This window comes from Rickettsiella endosymbiont of Xylota segnis, assembly GCF_964019545.1.
GTDB lineage: Bacteria > Pseudomonadota > Gammaproteobacteria > Diplorickettsiales > Diplorickettsiaceae > Aquirickettsiella.
Window position 1 is genome coordinate 1,700,978 of record NZ_OZ026451.1, and the last position, 18,110, is coordinate 1,719,087.

Annotated in this window: 21 protein-coding genes; 7 read left to right on the top strand and 14 right to left on the bottom strand. The window is 36.1% G+C overall.

Features of this window, described 5'->3' with window-relative positions; genetic code table 11:
- The first annotated feature begins 11 nt into the window (after positions 1-11).
- The 3 genes from AACL18_RS07765 to AACL18_RS08135 all read left to right on the top strand — a co-directional run bounded on the left by AACL18_RS07765 (position 12) and on the right by AACL18_RS08135 (position 3,032).
- Complete coding sequence (locus tag AACL18_RS07765) at positions 12-548, top strand: hypothetical protein (RefSeq protein WP_339050412.1); 537 nt, start codon at positions 12-14, stop codon at positions 546-548.
- Between the two features lie 146 nt (positions 549-694).
- The gene (htpG, locus tag AACL18_RS07770; RefSeq protein WP_339050413.1) at positions 695-2,641 is read left to right on the top strand and encodes a molecular chaperone HtpG; all 1,947 of its coding nucleotides are present in this window, start codon (positions 695-697) and stop codon (positions 2,639-2,641) included.
- 145 nt (positions 2,642-2,786) lie between these two features.
- A complete protein-coding gene (locus AACL18_RS08135) occupies positions 2,787-3,032 on the top strand; it encodes a CBU_0592 family membrane protein (RefSeq protein WP_422395886.1) in 246 nt (81 codons plus the stop codon).
- A gap of 6 nt (positions 3,033-3,038) precedes the next feature.
- On the opposite strand, the gene manD is transcribed toward AACL18_RS08135, so the two are convergent.
- From manD to AACL18_RS07800, 6 genes are all read right to left on the bottom strand, one after another.
- Positions 3,039-4,244 (bottom strand): D-mannonate dehydratase ManD, encoded by a 1,206-nt coding sequence (gene manD / locus AACL18_RS07775; RefSeq protein WP_339050414.1) that lies wholly within the window; start codon positions 4,242-4,244, stop codon positions 3,039-3,041.
- Between the two features lie 69 nt (positions 4,245-4,313).
- Positions 4,314-5,099, bottom strand: coding sequence for an SDR family NAD(P)-dependent oxidoreductase (locus tag AACL18_RS07780; RefSeq protein WP_339050416.1), 786 nt, complete (start codon positions 5,097-5,099; stop codon positions 4,314-4,316).
- A gap of 22 nt (positions 5,100-5,121) precedes the next feature.
- A complete protein-coding gene (locus AACL18_RS07785) occupies positions 5,122-6,552 on the bottom strand; it encodes a sugar porter family MFS transporter (protein ID WP_339050418.1) in 1,431 nt (476 codons plus the stop codon).
- Between the two features lie 145 nt (positions 6,553-6,697).
- The gene (locus AACL18_RS07790; RefSeq protein WP_339050419.1) at positions 6,698-7,561 is read right to left on the bottom strand and encodes an SMP-30/gluconolactonase/LRE family protein; all 864 of its coding nucleotides are present in this window, start codon (positions 7,559-7,561) and stop codon (positions 6,698-6,700) included.
- A gap of 6 nt (positions 7,562-7,567) precedes the next feature.
- A complete protein-coding gene (locus AACL18_RS07795) occupies positions 7,568-8,620 on the bottom strand; it encodes an aldose epimerase family protein (protein ID WP_339050420.1) in 1,053 nt (350 codons plus the stop codon).
- 15 nt (positions 8,621-8,635) lie between these two features.
- On the bottom strand, positions 8,636-9,571 hold the full coding sequence (locus AACL18_RS07800) for a sugar kinase (protein WP_339050421.1): 936 nt from the start codon (positions 9,569-9,571) through the stop codon (positions 8,636-8,638).
- A 102-nt stretch (positions 9,572-9,673) separates the two neighbouring features.
- On the opposite strand from AACL18_RS07800, the gene eda reads away from it, so the two are divergent.
- Together eda and AACL18_RS07810 are read left to right on the top strand one after the other, a co-directional pair.
- The gene (gene eda, locus AACL18_RS07805) at positions 9,674-10,309 is read left to right on the top strand and encodes a bifunctional 4-hydroxy-2-oxoglutarate aldolase/2-dehydro-3-deoxy-phosphogluconate aldolase (protein ID WP_339050422.1); all 636 of its coding nucleotides are present in this window, start codon (positions 9,674-9,676) and stop codon (positions 10,307-10,309) included.
- An 85-nt stretch (positions 10,310-10,394) separates the two neighbouring features.
- The gene (locus AACL18_RS07810) at positions 10,395-10,577 is read left to right on the top strand and encodes a hypothetical protein (RefSeq protein ID WP_339050423.1); all 183 of its coding nucleotides are present in this window, start codon (positions 10,395-10,397) and stop codon (positions 10,575-10,577) included.
- 62 nt (positions 10,578-10,639) lie between these two features.
- Here AACL18_RS07810 and AACL18_RS07815 read toward each other — a convergent pair whose 3' ends face one another.
- A complete protein-coding gene (locus AACL18_RS07815; RefSeq protein WP_339050424.1) occupies positions 10,640-11,104 on the bottom strand; it encodes a hypothetical protein in 465 nt (154 codons plus the stop codon).
- A 290-nt stretch (positions 11,105-11,394) separates the two neighbouring features.
- Here AACL18_RS07815 and AACL18_RS07820 point away from each other — a divergent pair, with 290 nt between their 5' ends.
- On the top strand, positions 11,395-12,126 hold the full coding sequence (locus AACL18_RS07820) for a CADD family putative folate metabolism protein (RefSeq protein WP_339050425.1): 732 nt from the start codon (positions 11,395-11,397) through the stop codon (positions 12,124-12,126).
- A gap of 66 nt (positions 12,127-12,192) precedes the next feature.
- Here the strand turns inward: AACL18_RS07820 and murA are convergent, their stop codons facing one another.
- From murA to AACL18_RS07855, 7 genes are all read right to left on the bottom strand, one after another.
- On the bottom strand, positions 12,193-13,467 hold the full coding sequence (gene murA, locus AACL18_RS07825; RefSeq protein ID WP_339051649.1) for a UDP-N-acetylglucosamine 1-carboxyvinyltransferase: 1,275 nt from the start codon (positions 13,465-13,467) through the stop codon (positions 12,193-12,195).
- A 152-nt stretch (positions 13,468-13,619) separates the two neighbouring features.
- Positions 13,620-13,931, bottom strand: coding sequence for an STAS domain-containing protein (locus AACL18_RS07830; RefSeq protein WP_339050427.1), 312 nt, complete (start codon positions 13,929-13,931; stop codon positions 13,620-13,622).
- A 5-nt stretch (positions 13,932-13,936) separates the two neighbouring features.
- Complete coding sequence (locus AACL18_RS07835; protein WP_339050428.1) at positions 13,937-14,536, bottom strand: ABC transporter substrate-binding protein; 600 nt, start codon at positions 14,534-14,536, stop codon at positions 13,937-13,939.
- Positions 14,533-15,003: an outer membrane lipid asymmetry maintenance protein MlaD gene (gene mlaD, locus AACL18_RS07840; RefSeq protein ID WP_339050429.1), complete on the bottom strand. Its 471-nt coding sequence runs from the start codon at positions 15,001-15,003 to the stop codon at positions 14,533-14,535. Before mlaD ends, AACL18_RS07835 begins: the two co-directional genes overlap by 4 nt.
- Positions 15,004-15,792 carry a lipid asymmetry maintenance ABC transporter permease subunit MlaE gene (gene mlaE / locus AACL18_RS07845; protein ID WP_339050430.1) on the bottom strand — a complete coding sequence of 263 codons (789 nt, stop codon included), beginning with the start codon at positions 15,790-15,792 and terminating at the stop codon, positions 15,004-15,006. It lies immediately after the preceding gene.
- Positions 15,793-15,795: 3 nt separating this feature from the next.
- Complete coding sequence (locus AACL18_RS07850; RefSeq protein WP_339050432.1) at positions 15,796-16,587, bottom strand: ATP-binding cassette domain-containing protein; 792 nt, start codon at positions 16,585-16,587, stop codon at positions 15,796-15,798.
- 1 nt (position 16,588) lies between these two features.
- A complete protein-coding gene (locus AACL18_RS07855) occupies positions 16,589-17,266 on the bottom strand; it encodes a thiol:disulfide interchange protein DsbA/DsbL (protein ID WP_339050434.1) in 678 nt (225 codons plus the stop codon).
- Positions 17,267-17,846: 580 nt separating this feature from the next.
- Between AACL18_RS07855 and AACL18_RS07860 the strand changes: the two genes are divergently transcribed.
- Positions 17,847-18,068 (top strand): hypothetical protein, encoded by a 222-nt coding sequence (locus AACL18_RS07860; protein ID WP_339050436.1) that lies wholly within the window; start codon positions 17,847-17,849, stop codon positions 18,066-18,068.
- The last annotated feature ends 42 nt before the right edge of the window (positions 18,069-18,110 follow it).

Sequence of the window (18,110 nt, forward strand, 5' to 3'; positions counted from 1 at the left end):
AGGAGTATAATTTGGATTTTAAATATGTAGAAAATTATTTTTCTATCATTAAGGAAAAATATAAGTTGCTGCAGAAAGCTAATGCTCATCCTTTTGCATTACGTATTGTTGATGAGGAAATTAGCGCCAATGGGGAAACAATATTTACTTTGCAGTTAGTGGGAAAGAATCTTGTTTCTAAATTATATGCTAAGGATATCTCTAATGATAAAGAAATATTAAAATCTCTATCGCCCATTGATTTAATAAAAATTTTAAACATTTCGAATAAAAAATCTTTACACAAAAAAGAAAATATAATTCTTTTTCCATGCCAAGCTTATTACAAGCTTATAGCTAAAAACTATAGTCATAACCTTAATCAAACCATTTTTACCTTAGAAATTACGCGTGTTAACAAGTGTACACAAAAAAGTTTAACGGCACTAGAAATTGTAAACAATCCTTTAATTTTAGAAAAACTTACACCACAAGAAATTTATGATTTGGGCTATACGGTGGGTTCTGAAACTATACTTAGAGAAATACTTTATTTGGCTAGCCTTTAAAAAAGCTTTGAAAGATATAGTTATGTATAAAATTATATCTTACTCAAAAAATGCTGGTTTTTTCAAGTAAAATTACTTGAAATTAAAAATTTCGCCCTCATGTTGTCCGTATTGACCTATTTACTATCATAAGAGGTATTGGATTTATGACGACCCTAGCTGAAAAACAGACATTAGGTTTTAAAACGGAAAGTGCCCAGCTCTTAGACCTAATGATTGATAAAATTTATAAAAATAAAGAAATTTTTTTACGCGAACTAATTTCTAATGCTCACGATGCCATCGAAAAATTACGTTTTAAAGCCTTATCCAATCCACAAATTTATGAAGAAGACGCTGAACCTAAAATTGCTTTATCCATTGATAAGGACAAGAAGACCGTTACATTAACTGACAATGGAATAGGCATGACTTCCGATGAGGTTATTACAAATCTTGGCACCATCGCAAAATCAGGGACCAAAGAATTCTTAGATTCTTTAACAGGCGATGCTAACAAAGACACTCAGCTTATTGGGCAATTTGGAGTTGGGTTTTATGCTGCATTTATGGTCGCCGATAAAGTAACGGTTAAGACTCGCGCAGCAGGGGAACCTTCAGAAAGGGGTGTTTGCTGGGAATATAACCGAGGCTCCGAATCTAAGGGCGAATACACCATTGAAAATATATCCAAACCTGAACGAGGCACTGAGATCATATTACATTTAAAGAAAGATGAAACTGAATTTTTAGAAGATTGGCGCTTAAGAAGTATTATTACTAAATATTCTGATCATATTACTTTGCCTATTAGTATGAAGAAGAACGTAATCTCAAACGAAACTTCTTCCGATATTGAAGAAAACAAGAGAATTGAAAAAGAAACTGAAACTACTTGGGAAACGGTTAATAATGCTACTGCGATATGGACGCTTTCTAAAGACCAAATTAATGTTGAAGAATATAAAAAATTTTATAATCACCTCACGCATGACCAAAATGACCCTTTTACTTGGATCCATAACAAAATAGAGGGGAAACAGGAATATACTACATTACTCTATATACCTTTACAGGCTGGTCCATTTGATTTTTGGAATCATGAAAAGCCTCGCGGCTTAAAACTCTATGTTAAACGCGTCTTTATTATGGATGACGCTGAACAATTCCTGCCTCGTTATCTACGATTCGTAAAAGGGATTATAGACAGCAATGATCTTCCATTAAATATTTCTCGAGAAGTTTTACAAAATAATAAGCAGATTGATAATATACGCTCGGCTATTACCAAACGAATTCTTGAAACCTTAATCTATCTTTCTAAAGAAAAAACTGAAAAATATTTACAATTTTGGAAAGAATTTGGCAATATTTTAAAAGAAGGTTTAGCAGAAGATTTTGTAAATCGGGATTCATTATCTAAACTTTTAAGATTTAGTTCGACTTATTTAAATAATAACGCACAAACGGTTAGTTTAGAAGATTATGTATCACGTATGAAGCCTCAGCAAGATAAGATTTACTATATCACCGCAGAAAATTTTGCCGCAGCAAACAATAGTCCTAATTTAGAAATTTTTCGCGATAAAGGCATAGAAGTATTACTATTGCATGATCGTATCGATGAATGGTTGGTTGCGCACTTAACTGAGTTTGATGGAAAAAATTTACAATCTGTTGCTAAAGATTCTGATATCTCAGGGATAGCTGAAGAAAAAAACAAAGAATTGTTACAACAAAATGAAAATGAATTTAGACCTTTATTAAAGCAAATTCAAGAGATACTTAAAGATAAAGTAAAAGAAGTTCGTATTTCGGTGCGCTTAACCAGTTCCCCTGCCTGTGTTGTCACTGAACAAAACGCATTGAGCAGTCAAATGCAGCGTATTTTACAAGCCACGGGCCAAACTGTTCCTACTAGTAAACCAATATTAGAATTAAATACTCAGCATAAATTAATTCAAGATTTAAAATACATACAAGATGACTCTCTGTTGGCTGAATGGTCACATTTATTTTTAGAACAATCGCTACTGGCTGAAGGCGGACAACTTGAAGACCCTGCTGGATTTGTGAAAAGATTAACTAATTTATTATTAATTAATAAAAATTAATTTGGAAATGCTTAAAGTCTCTCTTTTATGAGAGACTTTTCATAACAATGTATTGAAGTAACCCAAACCGTAGACACTGTATTCTAAACTATCGTAGAATATAGGTGTCTGTTCGCAAATAAAAATAACAACATTTAGGTTTTTTATGACTTCTATCGTCTTGTCTAAGAATTTTTTCTTTATTACTGGACTATCACTTATTCTCGCTGCCTACATTTTTCAACAAGCTAATTGGATGAAAATAAAAGGCTTTCTTTATAATTTTATTAATCTGATCGGAGCTGGATTGCTTGTTTATGTTACTTTTCAACCTATGCAGATAGATTTTTTCATTTTTACAACTCTATGGGCTTTCATAAGCTTGATAAGAGTGTATAAAAGCTTTCGATAAAAATTTTTACCAGTTAAATAAAGTACCATCTAGTTTTCTATTAATGGGAAGATAAGCGCGTTCGTAAGGATATTTTTCTGCCAACTTCTCATTAAAATCTATGCCTAAACCGGGCTGATCGCTAGGATATAAATAACCTTTATCAAAACTATAGTGATGTGGAAATACGTCGTTAGTTTTCTCGGTATGATGCATGTATTCCTGTATACCAAAATTATTGATGGAAATATCGAAATGTAAAGCAGCCGCCATAGTGATAGGAGATACATCTGTAGGACCATGACATCCTGTTTTTACATGAAAAATTTCAGCCATTGCTGCAATTTTTTTCAAATGTGAAATTCCACCACCATGCACTACAGACATACGAATATAATCAATCAGCTGCTCAGTTAATAAAATATGCGTATCCCATATCGTGTTAAAAACCTCGCCTACTGCCAGGGGAGTTGTTGTATGTTGACGTATAATTCGAAAACTTTCTTGTAATTCTGCTGGCACTGTATCTTCTAACCAAAACAAATGGTAAGGCTCTAATTCTTTGCCTAAACGAGCCGCTTCTATGGGCGTTAAACGATGATGAGCATCATGAAGAAAATGAGGATCGTCCCCATAAGTTTTACGTAATTCTTTAAATAATTTAGGAATGTAATTAAGATATTTTTCAGTAGACCACACACATTCTTGTGGTAAGCCTTTAGTAGCAGGTTCGTAATACATTTTATCTTTAGAAACACCATAACTATTCGGTAAGCCAGGAACACCAGTCTGAGCACGTACGGCTAAATAACCCATATCGATATATTTTTCAACTTGTTTGATGGTATCCGCAATATCAATTCCATTGGCATGGCCATATACCATCACTCCTTGACGGCTCTTTCCACCTAATAAATTATAAACTGGTGTATTTAATACTTTTCCTTTAATATCCCATAAAGCCATATCAATTGCTGCAATCGCGGCCATTGTGACAGGTCCGCGACGCCAATAAGCACCGCGGTAAAAGAATTGCCAAATATCTTCAATTTGAGCGGGATCGCGGTCAATTAAACAAGGAATAAGATCTTCTAAATAAGCTTTAACCGCTAATTCTCGCCCATTTAAAGTTGCATCACCGAGGCCATATACACCCTCATCGGTAATTATTTTTAGTGTCACAAAATTACGATCCGGGCAGGTAACAAACACTTTAGCATCTTGAATCTTCATAAATAACCTCGACGAAATCTAGCTTTATATAATCTTCATATGTAAGTCTCAGTAATTCAAATTTTGAAACTATTGAATAACCAAATCATTCAAGCGGTTACGTCCAATGATTGGATATTGTTCAACTTCATACACAGCACCGCTAACCGGCGCTGACTGATCCGCAATCCAAAATACGACGTGTGATGCTACATTATCAGGTGATAATAAACGTCCACTGGGGGCATACTTTTTGGGGATCCTTTCCTGCCAATTTTCTGGTAAACCCTCAGCCATTTTTAAACAAATTTCATTGTCAGTCGGTGTCCATCCCACATTCAGTTGATTAACTCGAATAAGTTCTGGACCTAAACTATCAGCTAAGTTGCGCGTCATCGTCATGAGTGCACCTTTTGAAGCAGAATAAATCAAAAGATCAGGCTGTCCAGTATAAGCATTCATAGAGCCTATGTTTACAATTGTTCCACCGGTTTTCTGTTTGCGGAAAACTTCTACGGCGGCTTTACACAAGAGTAAGGGGGCATAGAAATTAACTCGCATAATCTTTTCACAAAGCTCGAGATTAGCAGAGTCAATATTATTTCGTGGATAAATACCCGCATTATTTACTAAACCGTCTAATCGGCCAAATTTTTTTACTGTTTCTGTTATTAAATAAGTATAGGAATTTTCGTCCATTAAATCAGCCAATAGATAACTACTTGAGTCACCCAGTTCCTGAACTAATTTTTTAGCGCACTCTTCTTTACGACCATGGATCATGACTTTAGCCCCCTCAGCAATACAACGCCGAGCGCTTGTAGCCCCAATGCCATTAGTGGATCCAGTAATCAAAATAACCTTATTTTTTAACATATTTATATTCTCTAACGACACTTTATTTTGTAAGAAAAAAAGCAAAAGGTCTTTTTAAGGTAGTAAATAGTGAAGAGATGCTTAATGCAACACCTAATTCACGACTTGGCCGACCTAAACGTAAATTATTTTCAATTTGTTCTAGAGAGCAATTTTTGGTTTCTGGAACAATAAAGTAAATAAAAATCCAACCTAACACGCATAGAAATGCATATAACCAAAATGTATAACTTGTACCTATAAACTGAATTAAGGTCAAAAATGTCATTGACACCAGCATATTAAAACCCCAACTTGCCGAAATAGCTAAACTGGCACCTACCCCTCGAATATTTAATGGAAAAATTTCTGAAATAATGAGCCACATTATTGGACCTAAGCTCATTGCAAAACTGGCAATATAAATCACCATACTCACTACGGCCACCCAACGTAATGATGCCAATTCAGGAAAGTAAAAAGCTGTTCCCAAAATAAGTAAACTAATAAACATACCCAAAAGGCCATACAGTAATAAAGGACGGCGGCCCCAACGATCAATGAGAGGTAAGGCAATAATAGTAAATAATACATTTATTATTCCGATACCTAAGGTTGCTAAAATAGCATTGCTGGCATATTTAAAACCGGCCATTTGTAAAATGGTTGGTGCATAATAAATAATGGCATTGATTCCCGTGACTTGCTGAAAAAAACTTAAACCTAAACTAATAAAAAGAATAGGGCGTAACCATTTCGCTAATAAAAGACGATGTGTTCCCTTTTCAACTTCTACAGTTTGCCGAATTTCATCAAACTCATTATTGATATTTTCCCCATGACGTAAACGCTGTAAAATTGCACGGGCTTTTTGATCCCACCCTTTCAAAATCATCCATCGAGGACTTTCTGGCAAATAAATAGTTCCTAATAATAAAATAATAGCTGGAACAACACCTAAGCCTAACATCCAGGGCCATTGTCCAGTGACAGAAAAGTAATAATTAATTAAATAAGAGAAAACGATTCCTATGGTAATCGCTAATTGATTCAAGGAAACCAACATACCCCGTATTCGTTTTGGAGCAATCTCTGCAAGATAAAGGGGTGCGGTAAATGAACCTATACCTACAGCCATGCCCAATATAATTCGACCTATCACTAAGGTAACTAAATTGAGTGAAAATGCAGTAACTAAAGAACCTACAATAAACGTGAGGGCGGTAAAAACCAGTACTTTACGTCGGCCAAATAAATCACTCATTCGACCGCTTACACCTGAACCGAGTAAAGCACCGAATAAAACAGCGCTGACAACCACTTCAATTTGAAAATTAGTTAATAAAAAGTCTTTTTTAATGAATAAAATAGCGCCGGAAATAATTCCCGTATCATAACCAAATAACAACCCTGCTAAAGCCGCAAATCCCGAAATGGTATAAATTAACCAATTTGGGTTTGATACTTTTATCATAAAAAATAATCTCTTTATGGCATTTATTCATCAATACTTTACCCCTGTCACAACTAAAAGCAAGTCAAACGCTTAAAAAATGTAGTTTAATTGGTCAATTGTCAGTACTTTTATTACAGATGATTTCGAAGTTTGAACTCATGCTTTAGCCTAAATAACTAGGCTCAGGCAATCCTTTAATATTTGTTTCTACAGCGAAAAGCATCCCTGATTGCGGAGCGTCAGTTAGCTGGGCTGCGGTTAAGCCTATAGAAGCAGACGTAATATATAAAGTTGTTAAATCTGGCCCACCAAAACAACAACTTGTTGGTCTAGGTATTGGCATAGGGATAACACTATCGATCTCGCCGGTAGGAGTATAACGGGTAATTTGCCAACCATCCCAATGACAACTCCAAAGATAACCTTGGCTATCGACAGTAAGTCCATCGGGAAATCCTTCTTCTTTGGGAACTTGCGCAAATACACGCATTTCACCCAAACTTCCATCCTTGGGATCAAATTCATATTGATAAATTTGTCGGGCAGGCGAATCACAGATATACATTAGATTATTATCTAAATTCCAAGCAATCCCATTACTCACTGTAAACCCATTTAGCATCTGAGTTACATCTCCATGATTCAAACAATACAAAGCAGCAATCGGTTGTTGTTCAACGATATCTTTAGTGCCAGCCCAAAATCTTCCTTGTCTATCACATTTGCCATCGTTAAACATGACATTTTTTATTCCTTGTAATGGGAAAGCGATGTTCTGTGTCGTACCAGTCATTGTATCAATAGTCACAAAACGGTCGCTTAAAGCGGCTATTAAACCTCCTTTAGAGCGCCATGCGATTGAGCCAATTTCAGTAGGCATAACAAATTTATTTATACTTTTATCTTGATTTAAACGGTATAAGGTCGCGGCTATGATATCGACCCAATACAAACATTTTTCTATGGGATGCCAAAGTGGCCCTTCACCTAATACCATAATCTGTTGACATGCTACATTAACCTTCATAAATTCTTACCAAGTTAATCGATAGATGGTTTCATGTTGATATTTCTCGCCTGGCAATAAAAAAGGCGAGGGAAACTTTGCGTATTTGACAGCACCAGGAAGATTTTGTGTTTCCATGCAAAAAGCTCCATAGCGTTGAGTGTGCAAACTTGAGCTAATAGGATAATCTTTCAAGCTATTGCTGGTATAAAATTGCAAACCTGGTTGTGTGGTAAACACTTCAAGTATACGCCCACTCATTGGTTCTTTAATTTTTGCAACATATTGGGATTGATGCTCCATTACAGAAGATAATATATAACAAAGATCGTAACCGCCAATAGCAATTTCTTTAATTCGCTCACCGATTTGATGAGGCTCACGAAAATCGAATGGAGTACCTTTAACTTCTGCTATTTTACCAGTAGGAAGTAAATCGTTATCCGTAACGACATAAAAATCAGAAAAAATTTGCAATCTATGACCCAATACGCTCCCATTTCCTGCACCCGCTAAATTCCAGTAGGCATGGTTAGTCAAATCAACCGGTGTGGCTTGATCGGTTTCGGCTTGAAAACTAATTTTTAATTCGTTGTTTAGCGTTAGAGTATAAGTCACTTTAATGTCGAGATTTCCAGGATATCCTTGATCACCATCAGGACTTAAATAAAAAAAACTGACACTTGTTTTGTCTTCTAAATTTACAACCTTGGCTCGCCACACCTTTTTATCCAAGCCCTCTTCTCCTCCATGCAAATGATGCGCAAAATTTTTATTTTTACTTAAAAAATAATCTTTTTTTAGATAATTAAAATGTGCATTAGCAATACGATTGGCGACACGACCTATTGTCGCTCCAAAATAAAATTCATGGTTTAAATAATCATCGAGATGATCAAATCCTAAAGTTAATTCCTGCCTCTTACCTTTTGAGTTCGGAACTTTTACTGAAGTTAAAGTAGCTCCATAATTTATAACACTGATACACATTCCATTTGAATTAGATAATGTATATTGCGTTATCAGTTGGCCATCAGGTAACTTACCAAAAATAGTCAATTCACAAACAATTTCTGGCATATTAATTTCTTATCCTCAAAATAATTTAGGCATTATTGTTCGGGGAATAATAGCGCCTGGTTGAGTTATAACTTTTGCAGCAAGCTCATGACCATATAGGCATGATTTGACCGGATCAAAGCCTAATAGGCGCGCTGCTAAATAAGCACTATTAAACGAATCCCCAGCCGCCGTGGTATCAATTATTTTATCCACTAAACAGCTTGAAACTCTCTGTTGATGATTAGCGGTAGCAACTAAAGCAGGCTCGGCTCCACATTTAACGACTATTTCGGACACTCCATTTTTGAGCAATCGCTGCACACAAGCCTCTGGAGTAGCATCACCAAATACTAATTGATCATCAATAAAAGTCGGTAAAGCAATATTTACATATTTTAAAAAAGCTTGAATCACTTTTTTTGCAGACTCGGAACTAGGCCATAGTGAGAGTCGATAATTCGTATCAAAAATAATTTGTGCACCTGCTTTTTTAGCTTTTTGTAAAATATCTGCTAAATATTCTCGACTCGCTGCATCGAGTATCGCTAAAGTAATTCCTGAAAAATAGAGGTAATCCATACCTGCTAATTGCTGGTATAAATTTGCTCGGTTATCGCCTTTAAATAATTCTCGCGCTGCCGAATCCGATCGATAAAAATAGAAGGTTCTTTCGCCTTTATTATCGGTACGAATTAAATACAGTCCAGGTAGTTTATTCTCTATGCGACGAATTAAATCAGTTTTAACACCCTCAGTTTGCCAATCCAATAACATCTGATCACTATAGACATCCTGTCCTAAGGCGGTGACATAATGAATATCCAAAATTTGGTTTTGCAACAATCGGCGCAAATAAATCGCAAAATTTAAGGTATCTCCCGCATATGCAAGTGATAATGAAGTGGGGGTTTGCTGTGATAATTCCAGCATTGCTTCACCAATCACACCAATTTGCTTAATTTTAGTCATAAACAACTTTAGTTAGATTGTGTCTTAGAGGACTTACCTTTGCTAACATTTGTCTGGCAAAAAAGAGTAGAGTATTATGAATTATAATTTTATAGGACATCGATGCTTACTTTAATTGATATTCTAAGCCAAAATCGTATCATACCGATTATTGTAATCGATAAAGTAGAACATGCAATTCCTTTAGCTGAAATACTGCTAAAATCTGGATTTAAGGTTTTAGAAATTACCTTACGCACGGCTTGCGCTTTAGCCGCTATCGAGAAAATAAATACTACCTTTCCAGAAGCTTTAGTCGGGGCAGGCACTATTGTCGATGCTAAGCAATTCTCACAGATAAAATCTGTAGGTGCAAAATTTGCGATTAGTCCTGGTTTAAATAAAACTTTAGTGCTAGAAGCTGAAAAGCATAATATTCCCTATATGCCAGGTATTGCTACCGTTAGTGAAGCACTATTAGCTCATCAGCTCAGGCTAAAATTTCTTAAATTTTTCCCTGCTGAAAGCCTAGGTGGCATCAAAACACTGAGAGCCATTGCAGAAATTCTACCTTTACGTTTCTGCCCAACCGGCGGCATACATGCTGATAATCTTCTTAACTATCTGAACTTGGCTTATGTTTCTTGTGTAGGTGGAACTTGGATAGCTCCCCGAAAGCTTATTGCAAAAGGATCATTCGATGAAATAGCTAAGTTAGCTCATCAAACTCAATCAGCTTTAAAAACAATTTCTATTTAATTAAAAATAAAAAATTAATAACTATTGATTAATCATTAAGGTCTACTAAACTTTTCTTAGATTTTCTTATAGATTGCTAGTTAACATGGATATTCGACAATTTAGAGTAGTAAAAACCTATCACTCAAAACTTATTTGCTATTTGGCTTATTTTTTTCTGTCTTTTTTTCCAACTTGCACTATTGCTGAGGTAATTAGTGTATTTTCTCCTGGTCAAGTCGAACGACAATTACGAAATACAGTCAATATTCAGCCGCCACGAGCTTAATGTTGAGCATCTTAAATTATTTTTCTACACACAAAACTCGTGACAAAGAATTTTTTTTATTCCTAGAGTCCAAGAATTCCTACTCGTGGTATACCTGTTGGTAATGCAGGTAAAGTTACACCTCCTACTACAGGCAGTGACCCATTAACAGGAACACCAAATACAGAACCTGTTGGGGACTCTAATCCAAGGATCTGACCATTTCTTTCTAAGACTTGTACGCCTTGTGTTCCTAATATTCCAGCGGCTGCTAAATCGGCTACATCTTGCTGGCTAAGAGCACGGGCAACTATACCTTCTTGCCCTAATACATTTCCAGCCAAGGTGATACCGCCACTGCTTCCGAGTAAATCAACTAGATTTAAACCGCCAGGTCCTGTCCCACCTGTACCACCTGTCGTACCCGTAGCTCCAGTAGCCCCGAGCCCACCCATACCGCCGCCACTACCGCCGCCACAACCCGTTAATAAAACAGAAGTAGCTAAAACCCCTGCAATTAAGTAAGCAGTTGTTTCTGATTTCTTCATAGAAAACTCCCTTTAATGGCTATTAAAGAATAAAATAATGCACTTTATCGTAGAAGTTAAACCAAATAGTGTCAAATTAGACTAATTATGTAAATTTAATGGGCAAAATAATCAAAAAAGATTTGTTTTTAAATAAAATTTGCGTTTTTGAAAAATACACTCTATTAAGTAAACCTTTAAAACAATATGCGCTTAAAAGTTGGTAATATTTGAGACATATTCTTGGTTTTAGATTTGAGATTAAATTCGGTATAATGTTTCGCTCTAACCCAAATAAGGAGAAAGGCACTATGACTATGCAAACGGTGGATACTACGCTTAATGATATTTTGCAAATTAATTACATGCAGCAACTTGATAGACAGCTGAATGAAAACCATTTATTAAAACATCCTTTTTATCAAGCTTGGTCTGCTGGAAAATTGTCATTAGACAATCTTCGTGATTATGCTTGCCAGTATTATCACCATGTGGATGCTTTTCCTCGTTATATCAGTGCCACGCATAGCAATTGTCAAAATTCTGAGGCACGAAAAGTATTATTAGACAATTTAAACGACGAAGAAGGGATGAATGGTCTCGATAGTCATCCGGTTTTATGGTTGCAATTTAGCAAAGGACTCGGTTTATCAGAAGCTGCCGTCACTAGCAGTGCACTTTTTCCCGAAACGAAACAATTTATTGATGAATTTATGGCTCTTTCACGTTCTTCTTATGCAGAAGGCTTAGGTGCTTTATACGCTTACGAACGTCAGATCCCGCAAACAGCTGCCAGTAAAATCACTGGATTGAAACAATTTTATGATATTGTCGATGAACCCACCCTAAAATTTTTCTTAGTCCATCTTGAAGCGGATGTAGAACATGCCGAGGCCACTAAAACACTTATAAAAAATTTACCTATGGAAGAAAAATTAGCAGCAGAAAAAGCAGCTAAAAAAATAGCTAAATCGATTTGGGATATGTTAAGCGGAATACAAACAAGAACGATGACTAATGTTTGTGAAGCTACAGTAGTTTAATCATAAAAATATAATTAGAAGTTTATAAGTTGCATAGCAATTTATAAATTTCTAGTTTTTTTAATATCAACTGCCATCTAATACTGACACACGGCGAATCTTTCCGCCCAACTGCGATAATTTTTCTTCGATGCACTCATAACCGCGGTCTATATGATAAATTCTATTTACGGTCGTTTCACCTTCAGCTGTTAAACCTGCCAATACCAAACTCGCTGAAGCCCGTAAATCTGTAGCCATAACTTCTGCGCCTGTTAATTTATTGACACCTTTACAGATTGCAACATTACCTTTTAAGATAATGTCAGCACCCATTCGGCGCATTTCTTGCACATGCATAAAACGGTTTTCAAACACTGTTTCAGTAATAATTCCGGTTCCTTCCGCTGTAATATTAAGCGCCATAATTTGCGCTTGTGCATCAGTCGGAAAAGCAGGATAGGGTGCAGTACTCACATTAACGGCTTTGGCGCGTTTATTCCGCATATCAAGTTCGATCCAGTGATCCCCAATAGCAATTTCTGCCCCTGCTTGACGCAACGTATAAATAACCGCATCTAAAGTGTTTGCCTGAATATCTTTTAGACGAATAAAACCTCGTGTGCAAGCAACTGCAATTAAATAAGTAGCCGCTTCTATTCGATCCGGCAAAATTCGATAATAACCTCCAGTTAATTGCTCTACACCTTCGATAGTAATTGTATCTGTTCCTGCATCACTAATATTTGCCCCAATGCTATTCAAAAAATTGGCTAAATCAACAACTTCTGGCTCACGCGCCGCATTTTTGATGACAGTTTTACCTTTCGCTAAGGTCGCTGCCATCATTAAATTTTCAGTTCCAGTGACCGTAATCGTATCAAGTTCGATGAATGCACCTTGCAAGCGTCCTTTAGTTTTAGCTTTAATATATCCATTTTCTATTTCAATTTTTGCACCCATGGCTTCAAGTCCTTGAATATGTAAATTGACGGGACGTGTACCAATCGCACAACCACCAGGAAGTGAGACGATAGCTTCACCACAACGGGCGAGTAATGCACCTAGAGCTAAAATGGATGCACGCATTTTTCTTACTAATGCATAGGGTGCATAGGAATCAATCAGTTCGCGAGAACGCACTTCTAAACTCATGCGCTCACCTATGGTAAATTGTGCTCCCATACCACTTAAAAGTTCTACCATGGTGGTAACATCCTGTAGGTGGGGAACATTAAATAAAGTAATAGGTTCCTCTGATAATAAGCACGCTGCTAAAATAGGTAAGGTTGCATTTTTCGCACCAGAAATTCTGACTTCACCTTGTAATGGGATGCCACCTCTAATAATTAGTTTATCCACCATTTATCTCTCTATCTCTATTTTTATACCTAGTACATTTATCCATGCGCAGCATTTCTTTAAATATGTATCTTTTGAGTAGAAATTCCCAAGACAGGTTAGATACTTATCTTGGATGAGCATTTGAGCTTTTTTTGCTTTAGATCTATCCATCACGAGGAGCGATTTATAGGCAATATTTTTTCTAAATCTGATACTCGAATGATGGCAAACATTTGTGGAGGTAGAGCTACAAAACGAATTTTTTGATCACGTTGTTTTAGCATTCGTGTCCAAGCAATCAATAAGGCCACTCCACTACTATCACTTTGAGTAACATCTTCTAGATTAAAAAGAACCAACGAAGTTTTATCATTTTTTAAGATATTTTGGCTGAGCTGCCACATACCCGGTACGGTATAGATATTTAAAGCCCCTGATAAGACATAATGGTCTTTTTTAAACTTTAAGGATGGCTTGTTCATCTAAATTAATCACTTTGATTATTATGTTGCGCGAGTTTACCTATAAGACCGTCGATACCACTCTGCCGCAACTCTTCAACAAATTGAGAGCGAAAACTTTCTATGATACTCACTCCATCCACACTAAAATCATAAAGCTTCCATTGACCTTGCACTCGTAGCATTCGATAATTAAGATTAATCTGAGGACCTGATTCTCGAATGACGCGACTTTTAACTTCTACATAAGATTGATTATTAAAATCTTCGCGTAATGGTAAAAAAATTACGCGTTCATTAGTGTACTGGGCCAAGGCACTTGAATAAGTACGAACAAGTAACGTAACAAATTGATCCTCAAAAGCTTGTTGTTGAACGCGCGTGGCATTGGACCAAGCACGACCCAAGGCTTTACTCGACATACTCTCTACATCAACATGCGGCAATAAAATTTGGTCAACGATACCATAAACAATCTGTGGCTTTGTTTTAAGTGTGGCTTGATTTCGTTGCAGCTCTGAAATTAACTGATTCGAAGTATTTTGTAGCACTTCTATAGGCGATGAAATCGCCCAAGCCATTGTACACATGAATAACCCAAGCAATGCGACTATAACTTTTTTCACTTTTTTCCCCCTGAATTCTTTAAGCTAAATATTAATTGGCCAATAAGATCTTCTAAAATTAATGCGGGATGCGTATCTTGTACAATAGCATTATTATTTAAAAAAGTTTGAGCAAATCCTGGTGTCAAGCTAATATAATTTGCTCCTAATAAGCCTTGAGTTAAAATACTTGCAGAAGTATCTACAGGCAATTGTTTATACTTTGAATCAATTTTCATCGTCACGATAGCTTTAAATTGAACGTTATCAAGTTTTATTGCGCTTACTTCCCCAATATGAACCCCTGCTAGAGACACGGGCGAGCGTACTTTTAATCCACCCACATTATCAAAAGCAGCTGTAATGTTATATCCATTTTCACCTATGGAGCTACTTAATCCACTTACCTTAAAAGCCAAAACTAATAAAGCAAGTATCCCAAATAACATAAAAAAACCAACCCAAATTTCTATTATTCTCTCGCGCACTTACCAACCCCCCATCATCACTGCGGTTAATACAAAATCCAAGCCTAATACAGCCAGGGAAGAATACACAACGGTACGCGTTGTTGCTCGACCAATTCCTTGAGCAGTTGGAACTGTATCATATCCTTGAAACACAGCTATCCATGTAACAACACCACCAAATACTATGCTTTTTATAATTCCATTCACTATATCATCATGAAAATTAACGGCAGATTGCATAGCACTCCAAAATGTTCCACTATCCACGCCCAACCAAACGACACCCACTAAATATCCGCCCCACACTGCAACTGCACTAAAAATAATCATTAATAGGGGCATACTGATAAAACCACCCCAAAACCGCGGTGAAATCACACGCCATAATGGATCCACACCCATCATTTCCATACATGCAAGTTGTTCCGTAGATTTCATCAAACCAATTTCTGCTGTCAATGCTGAACCCGCACGACCTGCAAACAATAATGCCGTAACCACTGGTCCTAATTCTCTTACCACGCTTAAAGCAACCAATTGCCCTAATTGTTGACTTGCACCAAATTTATTTAAAGTATTATAGCCTTGCAATCCCACTACCATGCCAATAAATAACCCTGATAAGACAATAATGATTAAAGATAGTACTCCAATAAAAAATAGTTGTTCGATTAACAAAGGAAAACTTTTTTTAAACCGTGGTTTACGTATTAATAAATGCGCTAAAAAAATCCCGGAACGACCAATGCTCATTAATAGCTGTAGACCAAACTGACCCAATAATCGAAATTTTTCTAATATCAACATATATTAATGCAGTAACTCTTGGCTGTACTCAATAGCGGGATAATGAAAAGGGACTACGCCATCAGGTAACCCTTGTAAAAATTGTTGAACCTCTGGATCCTTATCTATGTGTACTTTCTCTGGCGTACCATGACCAATAATTTTTCCGCTAGCAATCACATAAATATAGTCTGCTATACTTAGCGCTTCTTTTACATCATGAGAAACTAAGATCGTTGTAATACCCAAGGCTTTGTTTAAATCTGAAATAAGTTTTACAATCACGCCAAGTGCAATGGGGTCCAAACCTGTGAAAGGTTCGTCATACATAATAAGCTCTGGATCTAGAACAATCGCTCGCGCTAAAGCGACACGCCGTGCCATACCACCTGAAAGTTGATTAGGCATAAGATTTTTAGCACCACGTAAGCCTACAGATTGTAATTTCATCAATACAATATCACGAATCATAAAATCGGGTAGTTCGGTATGTTCTCTTAAAGGAAAAGCAACATTTTCAAAAACATTTAGATTGGTAAATAATGCTCCGCTTTGAAATAAGATACCCATTTTACGACGTAATTCATAAAGTTGCGCTCGAGGCAGTTTATTTATTAACTTACCATCGACATGGATATTGCCGTGTTCGGGTTTTAGTTGGCCACCTATTAAACGCAGTAACGTAGTCTTACCACATCCACTTGGACCCATAATGGCCGTTATTTTACCCCGCGGAATATTTAATTCGATATCGGAAAAAATAGTGCGTCCGTTACGACTAAAATATAAGTCTCGGATGTTGACGAAATCACTCAAGTTATTCGTCTCCTTTTCTCACTTTTTCTATCAAATAATCAGTTACCTGCAAAAAGCGTGCGGGATCTCCACCTATCATGCTGGGATCAACTTTATATCGATTATCAATAACTAATGTAGGTGCAGCAAGAATTTTATCTTGTTGCATTAAAGTATCACTTCTCAATAATTGTGCATCAATACCTGGGGAAAAACTAGCTATACTTTCAAACTCATGTTGTTTAACCCCATGCTTTATAAAAAATTCTTCTTGAAGCTTAGGATTTGATAAATCTTGTCCTTCAACATGGATAGCTTTAAATATAGCAGGCGTCAATTCTTTTTCGACTCCCAACATTTTGGCAATATAAAAAGCTCTAGCTAAACTGCGCCAACTTGGTTGAAATACTATCGGTACGCGCTCAAATTTTACATAATTTGGCTGGGTTGCAAGCCATTTGTCTAATGTTGGCTCAAAATGATAGCAGGCAGGACAAGCATAACTAAAAAACTCTATCACTTGTACTTGGGTTTTTGGTGCCGATTTCGGAATAATTTCCGACGTAGAAATAACTTCATAATCTTTTCCGGCTTTAAAGCTCGTCGGATGAGCTTTAGAATTATTATCTATTTTCCCACATGATGATAAAATAATAGATAATGTTAAAAACAATAGGCTACGTAATCCCAATCTAAGCATACAGCCCTCTTAATAATAAAAAACTAAAAGCCACTAAACTTCTTCCAAAACTATCATGAGTCTTTTCCCCAGTTAAATGCTCCTTAAGGTATAGCATGCAAATCCCTTTTTCTTAAGGATCACTGGAGACAGTCACTAAACAAACCCCATAGATTTTGTAGCAGGCCTCATAAAATTGGCCAAGCATAACACAGCTTATCAAAAAACGTTAAGCGGGGAAAAGCATACTTAGAAATAAAGCTCATTTTAAGGTTTAAAATATAAATCAATTTACCAAGTAGGTAAAAAAACCATTTTTCTAGCCTGTTTTAAACTTTTTTGCACATTGAATTGACAGCTAGACACATAGTATAGTTTTAAAGAGATAGTATTTTGTCATTTTTTAGATATACCGTGTGCACAAGCATACCCATCTATAAAACTTATACTGAGCAATCGTGATCATCTTGCACTGCAATGGCCAATAAAGTTGAATCTAAAACGCTAATAATCAAAGACAAATATTTTCTTCATAGAATGCGATAAGGATTTAAACAACATGAATAGTTCTTATTAAACTATTTTTTTATGGAGATACACTATGTGGAATATATCAGAACAAATACGCTACCAAATAATTGCGCAATATCGAGATAATACCATTTTGGTCAATATTCTTGGTCAGGGCCTATATTTTATGCGCACAGCCCATCAAATTTTTACTGTACCAACTCTTATTAGTGGCTTCTCATCAGAAGACGCTGCGTTAATAGGTTACATAGTAGGTTCGAGTGTCATAAATCTAAATTTGGATGAAATATGATTTTTTTCTAAAATGATAACTTTTTAGAAAAATCAGCTATAG